This is a genomic window from Sporosarcina sp. P12(2017) (assembly GCF_002743035.1).
Taxonomy (GTDB): Bacteria; Bacillota; Bacilli; order Bacillales_A; family Planococcaceae; genus Sporosarcina; species Sporosarcina ureae.
This window is the reverse complement of sequence record NZ_PDYL01000015.1, coordinates 1-18678: the sequence shown is the minus strand read 5'-3', so window position 1 is coordinate 18678 and position 18678 is coordinate 1. Positions and strand designations below refer to the sequence as shown.

General features: G+C 43.0%; 19 protein-coding genes. 2 read left to right on the top strand and 17 right to left on the bottom strand.

The window, feature by feature from the left end:
- Positions 1-74: 74 nt before the first annotated feature.
- Together CSV80_RS12585 and CSV80_RS12580 are read left to right on the top strand one after the other, a co-directional pair.
- On the top strand, positions 75-797 hold the full coding sequence (locus CSV80_RS12585; RefSeq protein ID WP_233201619.1) for an AzlC family ABC transporter permease: 723 nt from the start codon (positions 75-77) through the stop codon (positions 795-797).
- Positions 797-1099, top strand: coding sequence for an AzlD domain-containing protein (locus CSV80_RS12580; RefSeq protein WP_099671624.1), 303 nt, complete (start codon positions 797-799; stop codon positions 1097-1099). The genes CSV80_RS12585 and CSV80_RS12580 overlap by 1 nt, the downstream gene beginning before the upstream one ends.
- Before the next feature lie 112 nt (positions 1100-1211).
- Here CSV80_RS12580 and CSV80_RS12575 read toward each other — a convergent pair whose 3' ends face one another.
- The 17 genes from CSV80_RS12575 to flaG form a co-directional block, all read right to left on the bottom strand.
- Positions 1212-1463, bottom strand: coding sequence for a CsbA family protein (locus CSV80_RS12575; RefSeq protein ID WP_029052497.1), 252 nt, complete (start codon positions 1461-1463; stop codon positions 1212-1214).
- A 14-nt stretch (positions 1464-1477) separates the two neighbouring features.
- On the bottom strand, positions 1478-2650 hold the full coding sequence (locus CSV80_RS12570; protein WP_099671623.1) for a PDZ domain-containing protein: 1173 nt from the start codon (positions 2648-2650) through the stop codon (positions 1478-1480).
- Positions 2651-2824: 174 nt separating this feature from the next.
- Complete coding sequence (locus tag CSV80_RS12565; RefSeq protein WP_099671622.1) at positions 2825-4252, bottom strand: S41 family peptidase; 1428 nt, start codon at positions 4250-4252, stop codon at positions 2825-2827.
- A 70-nt stretch (positions 4253-4322) separates the two neighbouring features.
- Complete coding sequence (locus tag CSV80_RS12560) at positions 4323-4904, bottom strand: redoxin domain-containing protein (protein ID WP_099671621.1); 582 nt, start codon at positions 4902-4904, stop codon at positions 4323-4325.
- Positions 4901-5554, bottom strand: coding sequence for a hypothetical protein (locus CSV80_RS12555; RefSeq protein WP_099671620.1), 654 nt, complete (start codon positions 5552-5554; stop codon positions 4901-4903). The genes CSV80_RS12560 and CSV80_RS12555 overlap by 4 nt, the downstream gene beginning before the upstream one ends.
- Positions 5555-5627: 73 nt before the next feature.
- The gene (locus CSV80_RS12550) at positions 5628-6956 is read right to left on the bottom strand and encodes a murein hydrolase activator EnvC family protein (RefSeq protein ID WP_233201618.1); all 1329 of its coding nucleotides are present in this window, start codon (positions 6954-6956) and stop codon (positions 5628-5630) included.
- A 25-nt stretch (positions 6957-6981) separates the two neighbouring features.
- On the bottom strand, positions 6982-7866 hold the full coding sequence (gene ftsX / locus CSV80_RS12545) for a permease-like cell division protein FtsX (RefSeq protein WP_099671619.1): 885 nt from the start codon (positions 7864-7866) through the stop codon (positions 6982-6984).
- Positions 7856-8542 (bottom strand): cell division ATP-binding protein FtsE, encoded by a 687-nt coding sequence (gene ftsE / locus CSV80_RS12540; RefSeq protein ID WP_029052503.1) that lies wholly within the window; start codon positions 8540-8542, stop codon positions 7856-7858. The genes ftsX and ftsE overlap by 11 nt, the downstream gene beginning before the upstream one ends.
- Positions 8543-8737: 195 nt before the next feature.
- A complete protein-coding gene (gene cccB / locus CSV80_RS12535) occupies positions 8738-9079 on the bottom strand; it encodes a cytochrome c551 (RefSeq protein WP_029052504.1) in 342 nt (113 codons plus the stop codon).
- A 1146-nt stretch (positions 9080-10225) separates the two neighbouring features.
- A protein-coding gene (prfB, locus tag CSV80_RS12530; RefSeq protein WP_099671640.1) for a peptide chain release factor 2 occupies positions 10226-11327 on the bottom strand; the annotation gives its coding sequence in 2 pieces (ribosomal slippage) (positions 10226-11254 and positions 11256-11327; 1101 coding nt in all).
- 33 nt (positions 11328-11360) lie between these two features.
- Complete coding sequence (secA, locus tag CSV80_RS12525; protein ID WP_099671618.1) at positions 11361-13859, bottom strand: preprotein translocase subunit SecA; 2499 nt, start codon at positions 13857-13859, stop codon at positions 11361-11363.
- Positions 13860-14539: 680 nt separating this feature from the next.
- Positions 14540-15094 (bottom strand): ribosome hibernation-promoting factor, HPF/YfiA family, encoded by a 555-nt coding sequence (gene hpf, locus CSV80_RS12515; protein WP_099671616.1) that lies wholly within the window; start codon positions 15092-15094, stop codon positions 14540-14542.
- A 118-nt stretch (positions 15095-15212) separates the two neighbouring features.
- Entirely contained in the window at positions 15213-15584 is a 372-nt protein-coding gene (locus tag CSV80_RS12510; RefSeq protein WP_158231929.1) for a PilZ domain-containing protein, read from the bottom strand.
- A gap of 67 nt (positions 15585-15651) precedes the next feature.
- Complete coding sequence (gene fliT, locus CSV80_RS12505) at positions 15652-16005, bottom strand: flagellar protein FliT (RefSeq protein ID WP_099671614.1); 354 nt, start codon at positions 16003-16005, stop codon at positions 15652-15654.
- Positions 16002-16403, bottom strand: a complete 402-nt coding sequence (gene fliS, locus CSV80_RS12500; RefSeq protein ID WP_099671613.1) for a flagellar export chaperone FliS — start codon at positions 16401-16403, stop codon at positions 16002-16004. Before fliS ends, fliT begins: the two co-directional genes overlap by 4 nt.
- A gap of 33 nt (positions 16404-16436) precedes the next feature.
- Positions 16437-17987, bottom strand: a complete 1551-nt coding sequence (locus tag CSV80_RS12495) for a flagellar hook-associated protein 2 (RefSeq protein WP_099671612.1) — start codon at positions 17985-17987, stop codon at positions 16437-16439.
- A gap of 20 nt (positions 17988-18007) precedes the next feature.
- Entirely contained in the window at positions 18008-18382 is a 375-nt protein-coding gene (gene flaG, locus CSV80_RS12490; RefSeq protein ID WP_099671611.1) for a flagellar protein FlaG, read from the bottom strand.
- Positions 18383-18678 lie beyond the last annotated feature (296 nt).

Below are 18678 nucleotides of genomic sequence, written 5' to 3'. Positions count from 1 at the left end.
GTCATAATGCTGTAGAATATGTTGAATTATAGTATACTAGCTCCTAGATTGGTAAAAGAAAGATGGGCTGCCTAGTGAATACAACCTTTTCTCATGGCCTGAAAGCAGGATTGAGCATTGCTATCGGCTACTTTCCCGTCGCACTGACGTTCGGACTGCTCGCTAAAACGACCGGTCTCTCTATTATGGAAGCAACTGCAATGAGTCTATTCGTCTACGCAGGAGCGGCTCAGTATATGGCGCTTAGTTTACTTGCGACTGGCGTTGCTCCGTGGCTCATCGTGACGAATACATTTATCGTCAATATCCGGCACTTCCTCATGACGGCTGCACTAAGTGAAAAAGTGGAACCCGCACCTAAATGGAAGAAGGCTATTTATGCTTTTGGCATCACCGATGAAACGTTTTCCGTTCTCGCCACACAACAGAATCGACAGATCACGACCGCCTTCGCATTCGGTGTTGCTTTGATCGCCTATAGCAGTTGGGTGATCTTCACAGCGGTAGGTCACGTCATTGGGGCCAACTTACCGCAATTTCTACAACAAGCCATGTCTGTTGCGCTGTATGCAATGTTCATCGGCTTGCTCGTCCCGTCTATGAAAGGCAATCGCAAAGTGGTGTTGCTCGCAGTGATCGCAGCAGCCATTCATTGCGTGCTCTATTACACGCATCTATTGTCTACTGGATGGTCGATATTGGTCGCGACGCTCGCTTCCGCTATCTTTGTTGAGATTCTATATGTAAAGAGTAATAAAAACGTTGAACGCTTTACTGAACAAAAGGAGGAAAACTGATGGGATCTACTTATTGGTGGATGTTGCTCGGCATGGCCATCGCCACATACGTGCCTCGAATGATTCCGTTGACCATTCTCGATGGCAAGGAATTGCCGCCAATTGTTAGCGGTGTATTACGCAACATTCCCTATGCAGTACTCGGTGCACTTATTTTCCCGGCTATTTTACATGTCCAAGATGATATTCTCTTTGGCATAATAGGTGCTGTCACAGCGTTCGTTTTAGCGTTCATCGGCCTCGACGTAATGTTTGTCGTGATTGGTACAATTGCCACGCTCGCTGTCTACAGTTTATTTTAACTCTTACTCTCACTATTCCCCACAGCGCAGACAATTAAAACAGTTACTAGCTAGTATTCGTAACAAAAAAGCGGTTTTCAAAGCATATATGCTCTTTGAAAACCGCTTTTCTTCATTCCTCGGCTTGATTCAGTCGCGCATTCTTCACCATGCGCGATGCAAACCAAAAACCTACTGTCAATGACACAGCATCCGCCACATACAACATCCAGTTATGCGTATATCCTGCATAGACGGAAGCTGCAATGAGAGATACTGTCAAAATTAATCCAACGACGTGATGAAATGTCACGCGCGTAAAAAATACAACTAAAATCCCTGGCAACAACATCGCAAACATCAACTTCGTTTCGAAATCATGCATATTGTTCTCCCCTTTTATCGTACAACCACAATACCTAGACGGAAGTGATCATGACGGAACAGCACTTGTTGCTTCAGTCGTACCTCTTGATCGCGGCCGATTACTTGTAAACGACAATGTGCAGCGTTGACTTGGATGGCCTCATACAGTTGATCTTCATTATGAATCGAGATCCCGTTCACCGACTTGATCAAATCACCTGGAACAATGCCCATTTTCTCTGCTGGTGAATCGGCAAGAACGGCTACTACATATACACCTTCCGATTGAGGCACTAACAACACTTGCTTGTTGCGTTCTGATAGTGAAGTCATAGCGCTCAACAAGATACGGCATAGAACACCCGCAATTAATGCAGCCCAACCAAGTACTGGCATCCAGATCGCACCAATACCTACAAGCACGACAGCTACACCAAGCCAAGCGATTGCTTTTCCCATCTTAGGAAGCAGCACGTCTGGGAACGTAGAACGTACCAGTTGCGAAAATCCAATCACTAGAGGTACGGGAATGAATGAAAATTGCTCTGAACCTAATGTGAATTGTGGCCAGTATGGAGCATATTCCGCCACCATATGTCCAGGTACTAAAAATACAACAGGCACGAGCCAAAGTAACTTCGACTGATAAATTGCCCCACGCATTCCGCGCTGAGTCGGAACGAATGTTGGAGACGTATGACGCGCCGCGTGACGACGAACCAATAGGCCTTCAGAAATTAACAATAATCCTGCAATAATCGGTACCGTTATGGCTAATGTACCGAAGAAGTCCAGATCTTCTAGAACGAACCATGTGCCGATTGAAAAGTCTCCTGCAAAACGATCCAATGCCCATAGCGCAAAAAACGCGAGAGTAACATAGTAGATCGGTGATGCTAGTTTATAAGAGAATGAGACAATAACGAGCAACATGATAACGGATAAAATGATGATCCAGTTAAAGTCGACGATCAACCCTACACCTGCGATTAGAATCGACAGGACGAGACCGTGCAACCAACCTACTGAAAGAATGTGTTTCATTTCAGTGGAACCTTTGTTTATGCCCACATTGAAATCTGTTCGTTCGCGGCTTACCCGTTTACTGCCCAGCATATAGGCAGCCACTAAAGCGATTAGCCAGACTGGATTCAGAAAAAAGTAAAGTAATGCTTCTTGTAAATTGAGTAATAGTTCGCTAGACATCTTCTGTCACCTTTCTCGCTTATCTTTACAGCTCTTTTCTTCATTGTACAAAAAAAGAAGGAAAATAGCGAGAGAGTTCTTAAGGAAGTTCCAATTTAAGCTAAATTGCACAACAAAAAAAGAGGCTGTCCGCGAGTGTCCTGTTGCCAAGACCTTGCCGAACCGCCTCTACTATTATTTTTCCAGTTCATTGACGAGGAAATCGACCGCCATTCGCAACTGTTTGTCGTTCTTTCGTTCTGCTCGATATTCTTCTGCAGCTGTTTTCAATGCAGTGAAGAATTCTCTGTCCATATCATAGCCTTCCTTGATTTCATACTCCGCACGGAATGCATGCACAGCTTCTGCCGTTTCACGATCGAAATAGCCATCCGTTCTGCCTGGAAGGTGATCAAATGCTTTGAGCATGCGTTGCGCATAAGCCACTTGATCATTGAAATGCCCTTCTTTCATCGTGTCCGTCACCATCTGCAAGTGCTCTGTGAATAACGTGTGCTGCTTTACTTCAATATCCGCTGTGACCCCTTTACCATGAATCCATTTCTCTTTAGGCGTCAACCACTTACTCGTCGACAGCTTCAATTCTCCGCCATTGGATAATTCCATCGTTTCCTGCACCGTTCCTTTTCCGAAACTTGTTGTGCCGATGATCTCACCACGTTTTAGATCTTTGATTGCTGCACTCAATACTTCACTCGCCGATGCGCTGCCGACGTCTTGTATGACGACAACCGGAATTTGTTTCAAGCGTTCATTGAATGAAAGCTTCTCGTCTTTCTCCGTTGAGACAGGCGTCAAATTCCCCTGTGCATCTTGCATCACGACGAACGTTCGATCTTCTTCTAATAGACTACTGGAAATTTCAGATACTGCCTTCAAATAGCCGCCTGGATTACCTCGGAGATCGATGATGATAGCTTGGGCACCTTTTTTGATGACGTCAGACGTAGCCTTTTGCCACTCTTTTGCAGTCTCTTCACCAAACATGCTTAGCGCTATGTACCCGAGCTTAGCATCCCGTTCTTTAATCAGCTGATGCGACACAGACTGCACGGGCATATGATCGCGTGTGATCGTGTATTCCATATGCTTATCCGCTTCAGGTCGAAAAATCGTCAATTTCACTTCTGTTCCTTTATCACCGCGTATCATATTCACTACATCGCGTAATGTTTCATTGGCCAAACGTTCCCCGTTGACACGTACAATTTCATCATACGGCAGTAATCCTGCCTTTTCTGCTGGCCCCCCTTTGATTGGGGCTACGATAACATACTTGCCGTTCGTCCGCGTCATTTCCGCACCGATCCCTACACGTGATCCTGCGAGTGATTCCCGATGAGACTCTGCTTCCTGCCCGGTCAGATACGTCGAATACGGGTCGCCGATCGTATCGGTCATACCACGCAATGCCCCTTCAATCAGCTCGTCCTTTTTCACCGGGTATACAGCTCTCTCCTGAATCTTTTCAAACACCTCATCCACTACAGGCAACTTACTGATCGACTCATTCTTTGCAGCTTCTTCCTTACCACATCCATTTAGCCATATGACGCCGATTAGTAATAACACCCCCACCAAAAAAAGCCTGCTCTTACGCATTCATAACCTCCTCCTCTCTTCACTATATGAAGGGAGACAAGAAGTTACGACACGAGAACAGACTCTTTTTTCAGTCCATGGAATTGACTAATTCATTCAATGCTTTTTCATCTAAAGGCCCAATGACTTTTTGTGCAATGCGCCCTTGTGTATCAATCATATACGTTGTAGGCATCGAGAACACACCATATGTATGTGTGACTTCCGCCGTTTTATCTAGTGGAATCGGGAAGCTTAATTCATAAGAATCCACAAACGTTTCCACTTCACCTAAACCAAGCCTCTCGGATTCCGTAACGTTGACAGCGATGAGTTCTACTTGGTCTTCATCCGTTAGTTTCGAATAAAAACTTTCCATATGCGGCATTTCTGCTTTACACGGAGGACACCACGTTGCCCAGAAGTTCAAAATAACTTTCTTGCCTTTCAACTCGGAAAGCGTCACCGTTTCGCCAGCAAGTGTTTCAAGTGTAAAGTCTGGTGCAGGTGAATATTGCTCCAAACCTTCCTCTTGCAATGCTTCTTCAGGATGTACTTGTGTAATCGGTGCTTCCACCGGATCTTTCTGTCCAACTGTATTTTGTACCATAATGAAGATCAATGCACCGATAATTAATGCCGTAATGATATACCCAAGCGTTTTCTTACTCACTCTACCTCTTCCTTTCTGCTAATCGGTTGTGCCGCAACTCTCTCTATTCTCCATAGGAACAATCCGATGAAAATAGTCGTGATGAATGCTGTATTCAGTAGATTTCCTTGAATGGCGGATACGAGAAAATGAACCGCTATCAAAACACTAGCAAGTTCGCTCACTGTATTGACTTTCTTTCGTTCACTCCACCATGACAGCACAAAGATGGCGACAAATAATACAATCGTTGCGCTTTTCACTATCAGACTGCCTTCATTTAGTAAGGCCATAGCGATTTGATAGACAGCTTGCCAGCAAATCAATGCGAGCAATAGCGACCATTTATCGATACGCTTCCACTTCTCTTTATATACTTGCCGGAGCATCCATAAACCAGCTACGACGAGCCCGAGTATCCAGCCAAACGTTCCCCCGTGAAAATAAAGAATAGAGAGTGGATTTTTTATGACCATAGAGAAATCTGTTAAAATCACTGATAATTTCCAGATGATTACAACATTGAAAAATAGATCACCAATTCGTGCACCATGTACTTTCCCAAAGTATAAGCGAATGAATAGATAGGTAACTATAAAACCCACAATGAACGCAATCCATGACGAAGGCATTGTAATGGAACCGATTGGATAATACTGCGTAACCCGCATCGTCAATCCTCCTATTCTTTCTACGAACGTATGAAAACCCACCTTTTCAGGCAGGTTTTCATTTCATGCTATATTAAAAAGAAACGTAATGCAAAGGGTTGACTGCACTCGGACCTGTCGCAGAGAAGTTTCCTACGTGCACTTCAAAGTGCAAATGTGGACCTGTAGAGTAACCTGTCGAACCGACTGCTCCGATTAACTGACCTTTATCGACAGATTGTCCTGAGCTTGTACCAATCGTTGAGAGGTGACCATAGACCGTCGTCAAAATTTGACCTTTCATGGAGTGCGTGATCATAACCACGTTACCGAATCCTTCCATAGTGCCCGCGTACGATACGACGCCATCTCCTGCTGCTACAACCGGAGTTCCTGTAGGGGCGCTAATATCCATTCCACGGTGTTGTTTTTTCACTTTCGATATCGGATGAGTCCGCCAGCCGAATCCTGAACTGAATCTACCCGTTGTCGGTTTTGTCCACGATCCGCTGGAGACGGGCGGAGCGGCACTTGAACTTGAAGAAGCACCTGAACGGCTATTTGCTGCAGACGCTGCTTGTGCTGCCAATCTTTCTTGCTGCAACTTGTGCTTTCTCGCTTGCTCTTTACGAGCGACTTCCGCTAAACGATTTTGTTCTGCGATAATTTTCTTTTCGAGTTTTGAACTGAATGCTACCGTATCGCTATATTCTTCTTCCAACGCGCCTTTTTCACTTGATAGTTTTTCCTGACTCTTTTCAAGCTCATTGACAACATCTCTTTTTTCGAGCTTTTGTTTATCCAATTCGTCTTTCATGGCTTGAATTTTTTTCTTGCGCTCTTGTTGTTCAGCTAATTTTTGCTCTACAAGTTTCTTTTCTTCTTCAAGTAACGCCATATCTTCTTCTTGCTGTTGAATGATTTTTCGATCTGCATCCATCAATGTAGATACTGCCGAGAAGCGGTCAATGAAATCTGCGAAACTATTAGCACCAAGAAGTACGTCCAAATAACTGACTTTATTCCCCTTGACTTGCATAACGCGAACACGCTCACGCAATACTTCGTCTCGTTGTTCGATCCGATTCTCTAATTCTTTAATAGACGCTTGAAGTTCATCAATTTCAATTTTGGTCTGATTCATTTCTGCAATGATTCGATCCAAGTTTTGATTGGTTTCTTCAATCTTGTCATTCAGTTTTTTGATTTGAGTGATCAGCACATCGACTTTTGACTGCTTCTCCTGTATTTGAATCTCTTTCTTTTGAATAGTCGAATCTAAATTTTTCTTCTTCATTTCTGCTGCATTTTTTTCATTCTGCAAATCTTTCAGAGAGTCCGCGAATACGTCTGCACTTCCAACCGTTGTGGTAAGCAAACAAACCGCAAGGACACTTGAAATGATTCTATGTCTTTTTATCAAATCCGTGTTCTCCCCTTAGTAAAAATTACGATTTTAAGAATTTCCTAACTGACATGAAGCTACCCCAGACGCCAATAAAGACAGCGACGAATAGTAGTAAAAAGTTTAATTGTAATAGGAACGGGTTAGGATCGAGCAAATGGAATAACTGATTTTGCAAACGACCTTCCCAGAAATCATACAATTTCGAATAAAATATTGTCATGAGAGTCATCGGAAGGATCGCACCAAAAATTCCAAGCCACACGCCTTCGAGCATGAAAGGAATCCGCACGAAACTATCTGTTGCACCGACCAGTTTCATAATATCGATTTCTGTCCGCCTCGCTACAATGGTGAGTCGAATCGTGTTCGATATGAGGAACATGGCAGTAAACAGCAGGGCTAATATTAAGCCTAGTCCGACGTTTCGTCCTATTTTTAAGACATTGAAAAGTTTCTCTACCTTACCTTCACCGTACTCCACGTCAAAAGTATACGTGTACGTTGCGATTTCATTGGCGACGGATGCCGTGTTTTTCGGATCATCCGCTTTAACATATAATGCATCACCGAGGGGATTGTCTTGTTTGTAGAGCGCTAACTCATCACCGAATGATTGAATCATTCGCTCCAATTCCTGTTTGCGTGAGGAATACTTGACTTCGGCAACACCTGGGGTTTCTTTAACTTCCTTCAATAGTTCCTGGACTTCTACTTCACTCGCTCCTGGTTCCGCGACGACTTTAATCTCCACATCGTTTTCGATGTTATCCGCCAGTTGATTTAAGTTCATCATGATGACGATGAATACGCCAATCAATAATAAAGTCACGGTCACAGCGCTAACTGATGCAAAGGTCATCCAGCCGTTTCGACTAAGACTTTTGAAACTTTCCCGAATATGACGTCGTACTGTTCTAGATTTCATTGGAGTATTCTCCTTCGTGCTCATCTCGTGTGATGAGTCCGCCTTCGATCTGTATCACGCGATGTGGTTGATTATCCACAATATCTTTATTATGTGTAGCCATAATGATCGTTGTGCCTTGTGCATTTATCCGTTCAAAAATCTTCATGATTTCCCATGAAGTCTCTGGATCTAAATTCCCTGTCGGTTCGTCGGCAATGACAAGCTTCGGTTGATTGACGATCGATCGTGCAATCGACACGCGTTGCTGTTCTCCACCTGACAGTTCATTTGGAAACATTCTAGTTTTTCTGGTGAGCCCTACTAATTTCAACACCTCTGTCACTTTTTGACGTATGACGCTCGGTGATTCTTCAATTACCTCTAGCGCATACGCAATATTTTCGTAGACAGTCAGTTTCGGCAGTAGTTTAAAATCTTGAAATACTACGCCAATTTGTCTTCTCAAATAAGGGACGTCTTTTCTATGCATTTTTGTCAGTTCCGTATTGTTGAAGTAAATCAGTCCACTAGACGGGACTTCTTCACGATACATCATTTTAATGAACGTGGATTTACCTGCCCCACTCGGCCCGACAACATATACAAATTCCCCTTTTTCGATTTCGACATGAATTCCGTTAGAGGCTACAACACCATTCGGGTACTTTTTGTATACATTTTTCATTACAATCATACATCATAACCACCTGAATTTTGTTTTTCTCTCATATTCGCCATTTTAATTATAGCATGGGCTTTCCCCTACCAAGTATTACAGTTATGTATCAATTGATCAAGCAAGCATAATAGTAAAAAATAGTGTGTTTTACGGATTTATGTACAAAAAAAGATCGTCCCAAGAAAATCTTGGAGACGATCGGAATTCTCATTATTTCTTTTCAGCTAACCAAGCAGCAACTGCGTCTGCTTCTTCGCCTTGAATAATACCAGGAGGCATAGCGCCTTTACCGTTAATGATAATATCATGGATTTCTTCTTCAGAGTGTGTAGCTCCAGCTTTGTCTAGTGCTGGACCTGCTCCACCTTCTAAGTTTCCTCCGTGACATGACGCACAGCTTTGTTGTACAACTGCTTCTGCATCTACATCAGTAGTAGCTGCACCATTGTCGTTTGCAGCGTCATCTTTTGGGGCAGCGTTATCGTCGCCTCCACCACAAGCGCCGAGAACTAGTGCTGCTCCGAAGAGTGTAGCTAATAGTTTGTTCTTCATGTAATATCCTCCCTTTTACTTAAATTTTTCTAACACAACAAGTAGTATACCAAATAACGACCGAATTATGGTGAAAATAGATGATAAAGTTACAAACTATCCTGGACAATTGTGTTCTCCTACTATTTCACGCCATAAAAAGCCCTTCTGGTAGTTAATACATATATAGTATTGACCAAACATCCAATTATTAAACATAATATCTTGTTAAGTGGTGAAAATAGAGAATACATTCAGCATCCACGAGGAGATTTCCACGGCAGCTGGAGTCTCTTTCCGTAAAATTTTACAGAAAAATTAGTTCGATGTAGATCGTTCTTTGTCACAATCTGTAATATTGTAACCTCTCTGTAATATTTAAAGCACAAATGTGACAAAAACTCATATCCATATACAATAACAAAACAAGTTATCATTTATCATGATTCATTTTCACTTGAAACAGAAAAAATCATTCCATAAACTTTTTATATGTATCAACACAACGCTAAAGGTATAATATTCCCTAAATCCTTAACTCAATACGCATGTAACTTCTTTTAACAATGAACAGCCAAGCCAGATTATGATGGATTGTAGGGATTGGAGCGGCAGGCGGCGACTCCCGGAGGATCAGCGTGTGCCTTGAGACCCTGGACAGGTGCCTTAATTTCTTCAAAGTACGCAGAAATACGGCAAAGCGAACCCTTCGCTGTTCGCTTGGCTCAAGCCACGCCCTCGGGAAAGCGTCCGCCTAGAGCGCAAATCCCCCACCCCAACAGCCACGCCAGCCTCTCTACCTCCAAACCCACAATCAACCTACCCAAATTAATTAAAAAGCAGCCGAACCAAGTCATTAAAAATGACAGCCAAGCGAACGAATAATGAACCGCACGAATTGCTACCCACTTACATTGTAGGGATTTACGCGTAGGAGGGGGCGACTCCCAGAGGATCAGCTCGACAGGCGAGACAACCAAGAGGGAGCTCGCGACCTGGTTGGCTCACCGCGAGCCCTCAGGAAAGCGTCCCCTCCGAAGCGTAAATCCTCACCCCAACAGCCATTCAGCCTCTCTACCTCCAAACCCACAATGAACCTACCCAAATTAACTAAAAAACAGCCGAACCAAGTCATTAAAAATGACCTGTCCGGCTGCCTTTCTATAATTAAGAAATTCTCGAACGTAAATACGCATTGATAAACTGATCGATCTCGCCATCCATCACAGAACTAACGTTACCCGTCTCCTCATTCGTACGATGATCCTTGACCATCGAATACGGATGGAACACATAAGAACGAATCTGACTGCCCCAACCGATTTCCTTCTGCTCGCCACGGATATCCGCCAAGCGCGCTTCCTCTTCCTCCACGCGAATCTGGTAAATCTTCGCCTTCAAAAGATTCATCGCACGCTCACGGTTCTTGATTTGTGAACGTTCCGTCTGACACGTAACAATCGCACCCGTAGGAATGTGAGTCATACGCACAGCAGAGTCCGTCGTGTTAACGTGCTGTCCGCCGGCACCGCTTGAACGATACGTATCAATTTTGATATCTTCCGTCTTCAGATCCAATTCGATGTCGCCATCAAATTCCGGCATGACTTCAATAGAAGAGAAGGATGTATGGCGTCTGCCTGAAGAGTCAAATGGTGAAATCCGAACGAGTCGGTGCACACCTTTCTCTGCTTTCAAGTAGCCATAGGCATTATGCCCTTTGATGCCAAGTGTGACAGACTTCACGCCCGCCTCGTCACCTGCTTGATAATCGAGAGTTTCAACTTTAAAGCCATGGTGCTCAGCCCACCGAGTGTACATGCGAAGCAACATCGACGCCCAGTCTTGGGACTCGGTGCCGCCTGCGCCTGAGTGTATTTCAACTACTGCACTATTTTTATCAAATTCATCGCTCAATAACATTTGAAGATCAAATTGCTCCATCTTCTTTTTGAACTCTTTTAATTCGGAAATAAGATCCTCTTGTAACTCTGCGTCTGCTTCTTCTCGCAGAAGTTCAAGCGTCATCTCCAAATTTTCTTGTATTTCGTTCAATTCGTTATATTCGCCGACAATGTCTTTCAATGCATTCGATTGTGAAATAACTTTCTGCGCTGCGTCCTGGTCATCCCAGAACCCTGGCTCCATCATCATTTCTTCTAATTCTTGCATGCTAGCCTCTTTGTTTTCTAAGTCAAAGAGACCCCCTAAAGTCCGCTAATTTCTTAGCTGTTTTGTCGAGATCGTTACGAACATCGGATAATTCTATCATAATTGTTTCCTCCTGAGTGGTTGTTTCTCTTTATGCTTTACCGTGGCAGTTTTTGTACTTCTTGCCGCTACCACACGGACAAGGTTCATTGCGTCCGGTATTGACCGTACGTCGGATCGGCTTTTTAGCAACCGGCGCGCCGTCTTCTTTCGGATTGTTCGCTTGACCTTTTGCTACTTCTTCGCGCTCCAAATTATTGCGAATTTCTGCCTTCATGACATACTTCGTCGCATCGTTTTCAATGGCCAGTAGCATATCTTCAAACATCGCAAACCCTTCTGCTTGGTATTCACGAAGTGGGTCATTCTGTCCATAGGCACGTAAATGAATTCCGTTACGAAGCTGATCCATCGCATCGATATGATCCATCCACTTGGTATCAATCGCACGCAACAAGACCACCTTCTCAAATTCACGCATACGCTCTTCGGACATTTCTTGCTCTTTCTCATTATAGCGCGCAATAACCAATTCGTGAATAAATGTTTGCAACTCTTCTGGTGTTTTACTTTCTAAGTCTTCGATCGTCACCGTATCTTCAGCTAGTAAGTTTGCTTCCAGATAGTCTTTCAAGCCTTTTGAATACACCGTATTGTCTGCAGTGTGGGTCGCCACTACGCGTTCAATCACGGAATTTAACATATTTTCAAGAACGGGGCGAATATTTTCTGAACCAAGTACTTCATTACGCTCTTTGTAAATCACTTCACGTTGTTGACGAAGTACATCGTCATATTGCAATAAGCGTTTCCGTGAATCAAAGTTATTCCCCTCTACCCGTTTCTGAGCAGACTCAACTGAACGTGACACCATTTTTGATTGGATCGGCGTTTCATCGTCCATACCGAGTTTAGTCATCATCGACTTCATTTGCTCAGAACCGAAACGTCGCATTAGTTCATCTTCTAATGAAAGATAAAACTGCGTAACACCTGGGTCACCTTGACGTCCTGAACGTCCACGGAGCTGATTATCAATACGTCGTGACTCATGTCGCTCCGTACCGATGACCGCTAAACCGCCAACGTCTTGGACTTCTTCACCCAGTTTAATATCCGTACCACGACCGGCCATATTAGTTGCGATCGTTACGGCACCTTTTTTACCAGCATCTTGAATGATTTCGGCTTCTCGCTCGTGATTCTTCGCGTTCAAAACATTATGCGGAATACCGTATTTTTTCAAGAATGCTGAAATAATTTCTGATGTCTCAATTGCAACCGTACCGACTAGCACCGGTTGGCCCTTTTTGTGTCGATCTCTAATATCTTCCGCTACTGCTTTATACTTTCCATCCATCGATGCAAAGATCAAGTCTGGACGGTCATCACGAGCAATCGGTCGATTGGTCGGAATCGCAATTACGTTCATATTATAGATATTGCGGAACTCTTCTTCCTCAGTTTTCGCTGTTCCTGTCATGCCGGACAGCTTTTCATACATACGGAAATAGTTCTGGAACGTAATCGTCGCAAGTGTCATCGACTCGTTCTGAACTTCAAGTCCTTCCTTCGCTTCAATCGCTTGGTGCAATCCGTCACTGTAACGACGGCCTTTCATCAAACGACCCGTGAAGGAGTCAACGATGACCACTTCGCCTTCTTCCACCACATAGTCTACGTCATTATGCATACTTACATGTGCTTTCAATGACTGATTGATTGCGTGGTTGAGCGTTACGTGTTGCAGATCGAATAAGTTGTCGATACTGAACGCTTTCTCAGCCGCTTCAATACCTTGTTCGGTCAACACAACACCTTTAGTCGACTCATCGAATGAATAATCTTCTTCTTTTTTCAACGTGATCACAAAGCGGTTAGCTAAGCGATATAATTCCTGCGCTTTCGCTGCCTGACCGGAAATAATTAAGGGTGTCCGTGCTTCATCGACTAAGATCGAGTCGACTTCGTCAATTACGGCGAAATGAAGCGGGCGCTGTACTTTATGTTCATTATACAACACCATGTTGTCACGCAAATAGTCGAAACCGAGTTCGTTGTTCGTACTGTATGTTACGTCTGCTTCGTACGCTTCACGTTTCTCTTCTTTACTGAGACTGTTCAAGTTCAAGCCTACGTTCAGGCCAAGGAATGAATACAACTGCCCCATCTCTTCCGCGTCACGGCTAGCCAAGTATTCGTTGACTGTTACTACGTGAACGCCTTTGGAAGTCAGTGCATTTAAATAAACGGCGAGTGTAGAAGTCAATGTCTTCCCCTCACCGGTCTTCATCTCTGCGATATTCCCTTCGTTAAGAGCCGCAGCACCCATGATTTGCACACGGAATGGGTATAGTCCAAGCACGCGGCGGGAAGCCTCACGCACGACAGCAAACGCTTCAGGTTGCAGGTCATCGATTGTTTCGCCTTGTTGGTAGCGTTCTTTGAATTCATCTGTTTTGGCTGTCAGTTGTTCGTCAGACAGCTTTTCCATATCGTCAGCCAATAGTTCTACTTGATCGGCAATTTTCTCAAGTCGTTTTAGGTCACGTTTGTTTGGGTCGAACATTTTATTTAATACGCCAAGCATTTATTGTCACTTCCTCATAGCTTCTTTAATTAGCAGGACGCGCCTGCTAGTTGTAAGTTCGTTGTCTAGGTATTTTTGAGTCACAGTCCATTTTAGCATTGTAAAAAGCTAGGTGCAAATGGGGCGCTGTATCTTTTTTCCTAAATTTGCGTGGGATAGGCTGGAGGTGCTGTTGGGGTAAGGATTGGTGCTTCGGAGGGGACGCTTTCTGGAGGGCCCGCGGTAAGCCCCCTAGTCGCTGCGCTCCTTTAGTGGTCTTACCTGATCGGACTGATCCTCCCAGAGTCGCCCCTCCTGCGCGCCAAACCCTTGCAATCTGAGTGGGTGACACTTTCTATAGTCCATTGAATATGGGGTAGTAATCATTTCTATAATAGTTCTTGACCCACCTTTAAACTTAACCAGGTCCAAGGTTTTTATCCATTCACATACTATCGAAAGTGAATGATATACGTCCTCCACCATATAGTTAGGATTGAAGCGGAAGCTGGGGGCGACTCCCGATGGATCAGCGTGCGCCTTGAGACCCTGGACGAAGCGAAGCGTAGGAAGCGGCTCAAGGCCACGCCCATGGGAAAGCGTCCCCCAGCTGGAGCTTCAATCCCTCTTACTCACTATGTCACTCATATGTCCAGAACGAAAAACAAGCCCAGCCTAAGCTGGACTTGTTTGGGTGCTTATTAGTTTGTTTCGATTAGGCCGTATTTGCCGTCTTTACGCTTGTAGACGATGTGTGTGCCGTCGGAATCTGCATCTGTGAAGATGAAGAAACTGTGGCCTAGCATGTTCATTTGAAGGATCGCTTCCTCTTGATCCATTGGCTTCAAATCGAACTGCTTTGTACGTACGACGTCGAACTCATTGTCGTCCTCAAGCTCTTCGGTATTATTGTTTTCAACTGACTGGAAGAAAGCTGCTACGCCTTCGCGCTCACGTGATTTACGATTCACACGTGTTTTATATTTACGAATTTGACGCTCGAGCTTGTCGACGATTAAATCAACCGCTGCATACATATCGTTGTGACGCTCCTCTGCGCGAAGTGTCAAATTCTTCATTGGAATCGTAATTTCCACTTTTGTTTGTTTATCACTATAAACTTTCAAGTTAACATTAGCTGTAGCGTTTACACCTTCAGTGAAATAACGCTCCAGTTTCTCAACTTTCTTTTCAACGTACTCTCTGATCGCCGGAGTAACCTCGACGTTTTCACCGCGAATATTGAAGTCTAACATATGAACTCCTCCTTTGTTTAAACCCTCACTACCTTACTTCTTCATAGTACCCTTAAATCCCTTTCTAAAACTTATGAAATATGCGGAATTGTAAAGAAACTTCTGGTATTTGTTGATTTCACTCTGTTTCTTTCTCTTTTCGGGCATGATGTTTTAATTCTTCCGTAATCAGCGCATCTACTTGTTGATCTTCACCAAACTCGAATCCATACTCAAAGCCAAATTCGGTCTCATTTTTCCAAGCCACATTCCCTAAGATTTCAAAGGGGTGGTTAACGATTGTAAACACTAATTGCAATGCAAGAATTTCTGAACGTACAGGCAGATCTAGATGCGTCACAAACTTTACTCCGCCTGTGCTAATATCTAAAATTTCACATTGGCCTTCATTAGACAGGCTTTTCTCTTCATTATTTAATTGAATTCGGAATGTGGCAGGTATGTATGAATTGAATGAATACCGAAAGTAATCATGGCGATTATAACGCATAGGATAATTCCCCTCTTCTGAATACCTATATGTAAAAAAACCGAAAGAGATTCCTCTCTTCCGGTCATCAGTGCTTCGAATCGAAATAGGCACCGTCTTGAGACATCTTACCATATGGATTTACATAGCTATTCATGTTTTCTTTTTTGGCTTGGGATTGTGAAATATTTGTGCGTATCGTATTGGTAAAGCGTTCCAGATTAGTCTGTACATCTTTCTCCAAACGAATCAATTCCTTACCAAATTCATCTTCTTCCGCTGTGAATGGCTGGACTATTTGTGACTGCAACAGATCACGTTCATTTAGTATCTTGTCGATTTGCTCGATCACGTCGTCACGTTTTTCTTCATCTACTACTTGGACAAGCGCAATCAATTGAAGTGAAAGGTCTCGCCACATCGTCATTGCAGGTCGGATCATATCTCACTCACGTTGGAGTATTGTTTCGAACGATTAATCTGGATGACTTGTTTCCACGTATCGCGAAATTCTGTAATGATCCCTGCTGCTTCCTCGAACATTGCCGGATCATTTTGGATATTGCCATCGATCAAGCGGCTATTAACGAATTCGTACAGAACGAGCATGTTCTTGGATACGTCATAGGATGTATCCAATGTCAGCATCAATTCAGTCACGATTGCTTGTGCTTTTTGAATCGCAATATTCTTTTGCTCCAAATTACCTTTAGCCAGCTCCATCTTCGCTTGCTGAATAAATTTGAGGCATCCGTTATAAAGCATTAACGTCAACTCGCCAGGCGTGGAAGTTGTCACCGTATTTGTTTGATATGCTGCATAAGGGTTGTTAGTAGCCATTTATGTCATTCTCCTTTTTCTAGCTAAGTTGCGTTACATGCCGCCGCCAAGTGAACTCATTAACTGAGCAGACTGTGAATTTGCACGCTGGATAGCCTGCTCCATTGCGTTAAACTGTTTCCAGTAACGACTTTCCATCATTTCTAACTTACTCTCAAAGCGCTCGATTTGTTTGTCCATGTTCTTAATAGAACGACCAAGTGCAAAACTATCATTGACCGCTGTAGAACTACCTGCTTTTACGGTAATCTTTTTTTGAGCGTCTTGTAATTCTGTACGATATTTTTGTGCAATTCCATTGTCTGTTCCACCAATTAAATCATAGACTGCGTTTGGATTTTCTGAAATTTTAGCACGTAATTTATCTTCATTTATCGTCAATTTACCGTTATCTAAATAATTACTTGTTGTTTCAATCCCTAAATCATTTAGACTGATTTCTATTTCTTTTCCATCTTTATCAGTAGTTGTAACAGTGCTACTCATAATAGAACGTAAATTATTTAACATAGAAGAAAGTGCTGGATCACCTTTTAACGTACCGCTCATAGCTTTTTCTTCCCACAGTTCAATTTCTTTTTCTTTCATATCGGCTTTTTGTTCAGCGGATAGTGGATGGAAAGACTTAAATTGTTTTTCTTTTATTTTACTGTTGAGTTTTTCAATCATTTCATTATAGTCATTGACGAACTCTACTACTGAATCTAAAATTTTATCAGTATCTGTAGAGGAACTGAATGTCACTGGGGAGTCCGTTTTTTGCTTTAGTGATATTTCAAATCCATTTATAGTGAACGTGTTTGAAGGTCGGGTTGTTTCCAAACCATTAAAGGTGAATTTTGCATCTGCTCCATACGATGCTCTAGGTCCTTCAGGTTCAAAAAGAGGAACTAAAGCATCTGGATTATCAGGGTCAGGTGGCTTTGGAGCATTTAATTTTAGGTTCTCTACTAGGTTTGTTTTACTTGAAATCTCAATTATACCTTTCCCGCTATCTTTAGCACTCATCGCTATTTTTCCAGTTCCAGAGTCAAAAAATGCGCTAACTCCTGATTTCTCATTAATCTTAGCTAATAGAGAATCAATTGTATCTGTTTCAAGTACTTCAATATCGACTGCTTCTCTTCCAGGTGCTGTAATCTTTAATGTATCTTTGCCTGATATCAGAGGGCTACCATCTGAATTCTTCATATCTTTAAATTGTAATGTCTTTGCCTGTGTATCTGAAATCTTTTCTGAGTCATGCTTCATCACACCACTCTGTAAATTAGCCTGCGTAGCCAATTGTTTTACTTCAATCGTCCCCGAAAAGTCAGAAGTAGAACCTTTCGCCGTAATACTAACTGCCTTCTCATCAGATACACTGACGTTTTTCTTCATATACGTACTCTGCTTCATGACGGTATCAAATAGCTTGTCGCTTGATTTTCTTAAGTCACGGTTCGTGGAACGATAGTCGTCCAGTTGCCATTGTGTGTATTGTTTCTTTTGTGTAATTTTATCAAGAGGAATCCGATGCGCTTTCATCATGTCTCTGATGATTGATTCTGTATCGATTCCCGATGCTAATCCACCGATTCTCATCGTGCCTCACACCTTTTTTGTTAAATTTTATGATCAATTAGTAATCCAATGAAGTCTTTCATTGCTGCGTGAATGTCGAGCAATTTTTTTTGCGGTATTTCACGAACTACCTCTTCTGTATCTGGGTCCACAATCGTTACGTAGTATTCATTTAGCTGTTCATGAAATTTAAATCGTAACTGGACATTCGCACTTTCAAGGAATTTGTTCATGCCATCCGTTAATTCTTTCGTTTCACTCTTTGACAACTCCGCTTTTCGTTCTGGTGTCGTCTGTTGAGTTGGCTGACCAATGGGTTGAATGTTTGAAACTTCTCTTTTGTTTTCAACGGACCCACTCTCGTAAGATGTTTGCACTGGTTGCGTTGCGGGACCATCGCCTATTCGGCTGATCATACTGGTTCCCCCCGTCTTCAATGAACAATCGTTATGTATAGTATCGGAGTAAAAAATTGAATGTTGAGCATTGCACTAGTTTTTCTTCTATAGATTCATAGCTGATTTATATTTTGGCGGATCACGATGAATGGAAAATCCCTACTATTTCCTTCTCGTGTCACTAGCGTCGCATAAATGAGTTCACAATATTCCGTCTATACTTTTCTGTCCACAAGGAAAAAATCGAAGACAGCTGAACAGAGACAGTCAACATCCATTTTTTTACTATACCTTTTGGCTACTGTGACAGAAAC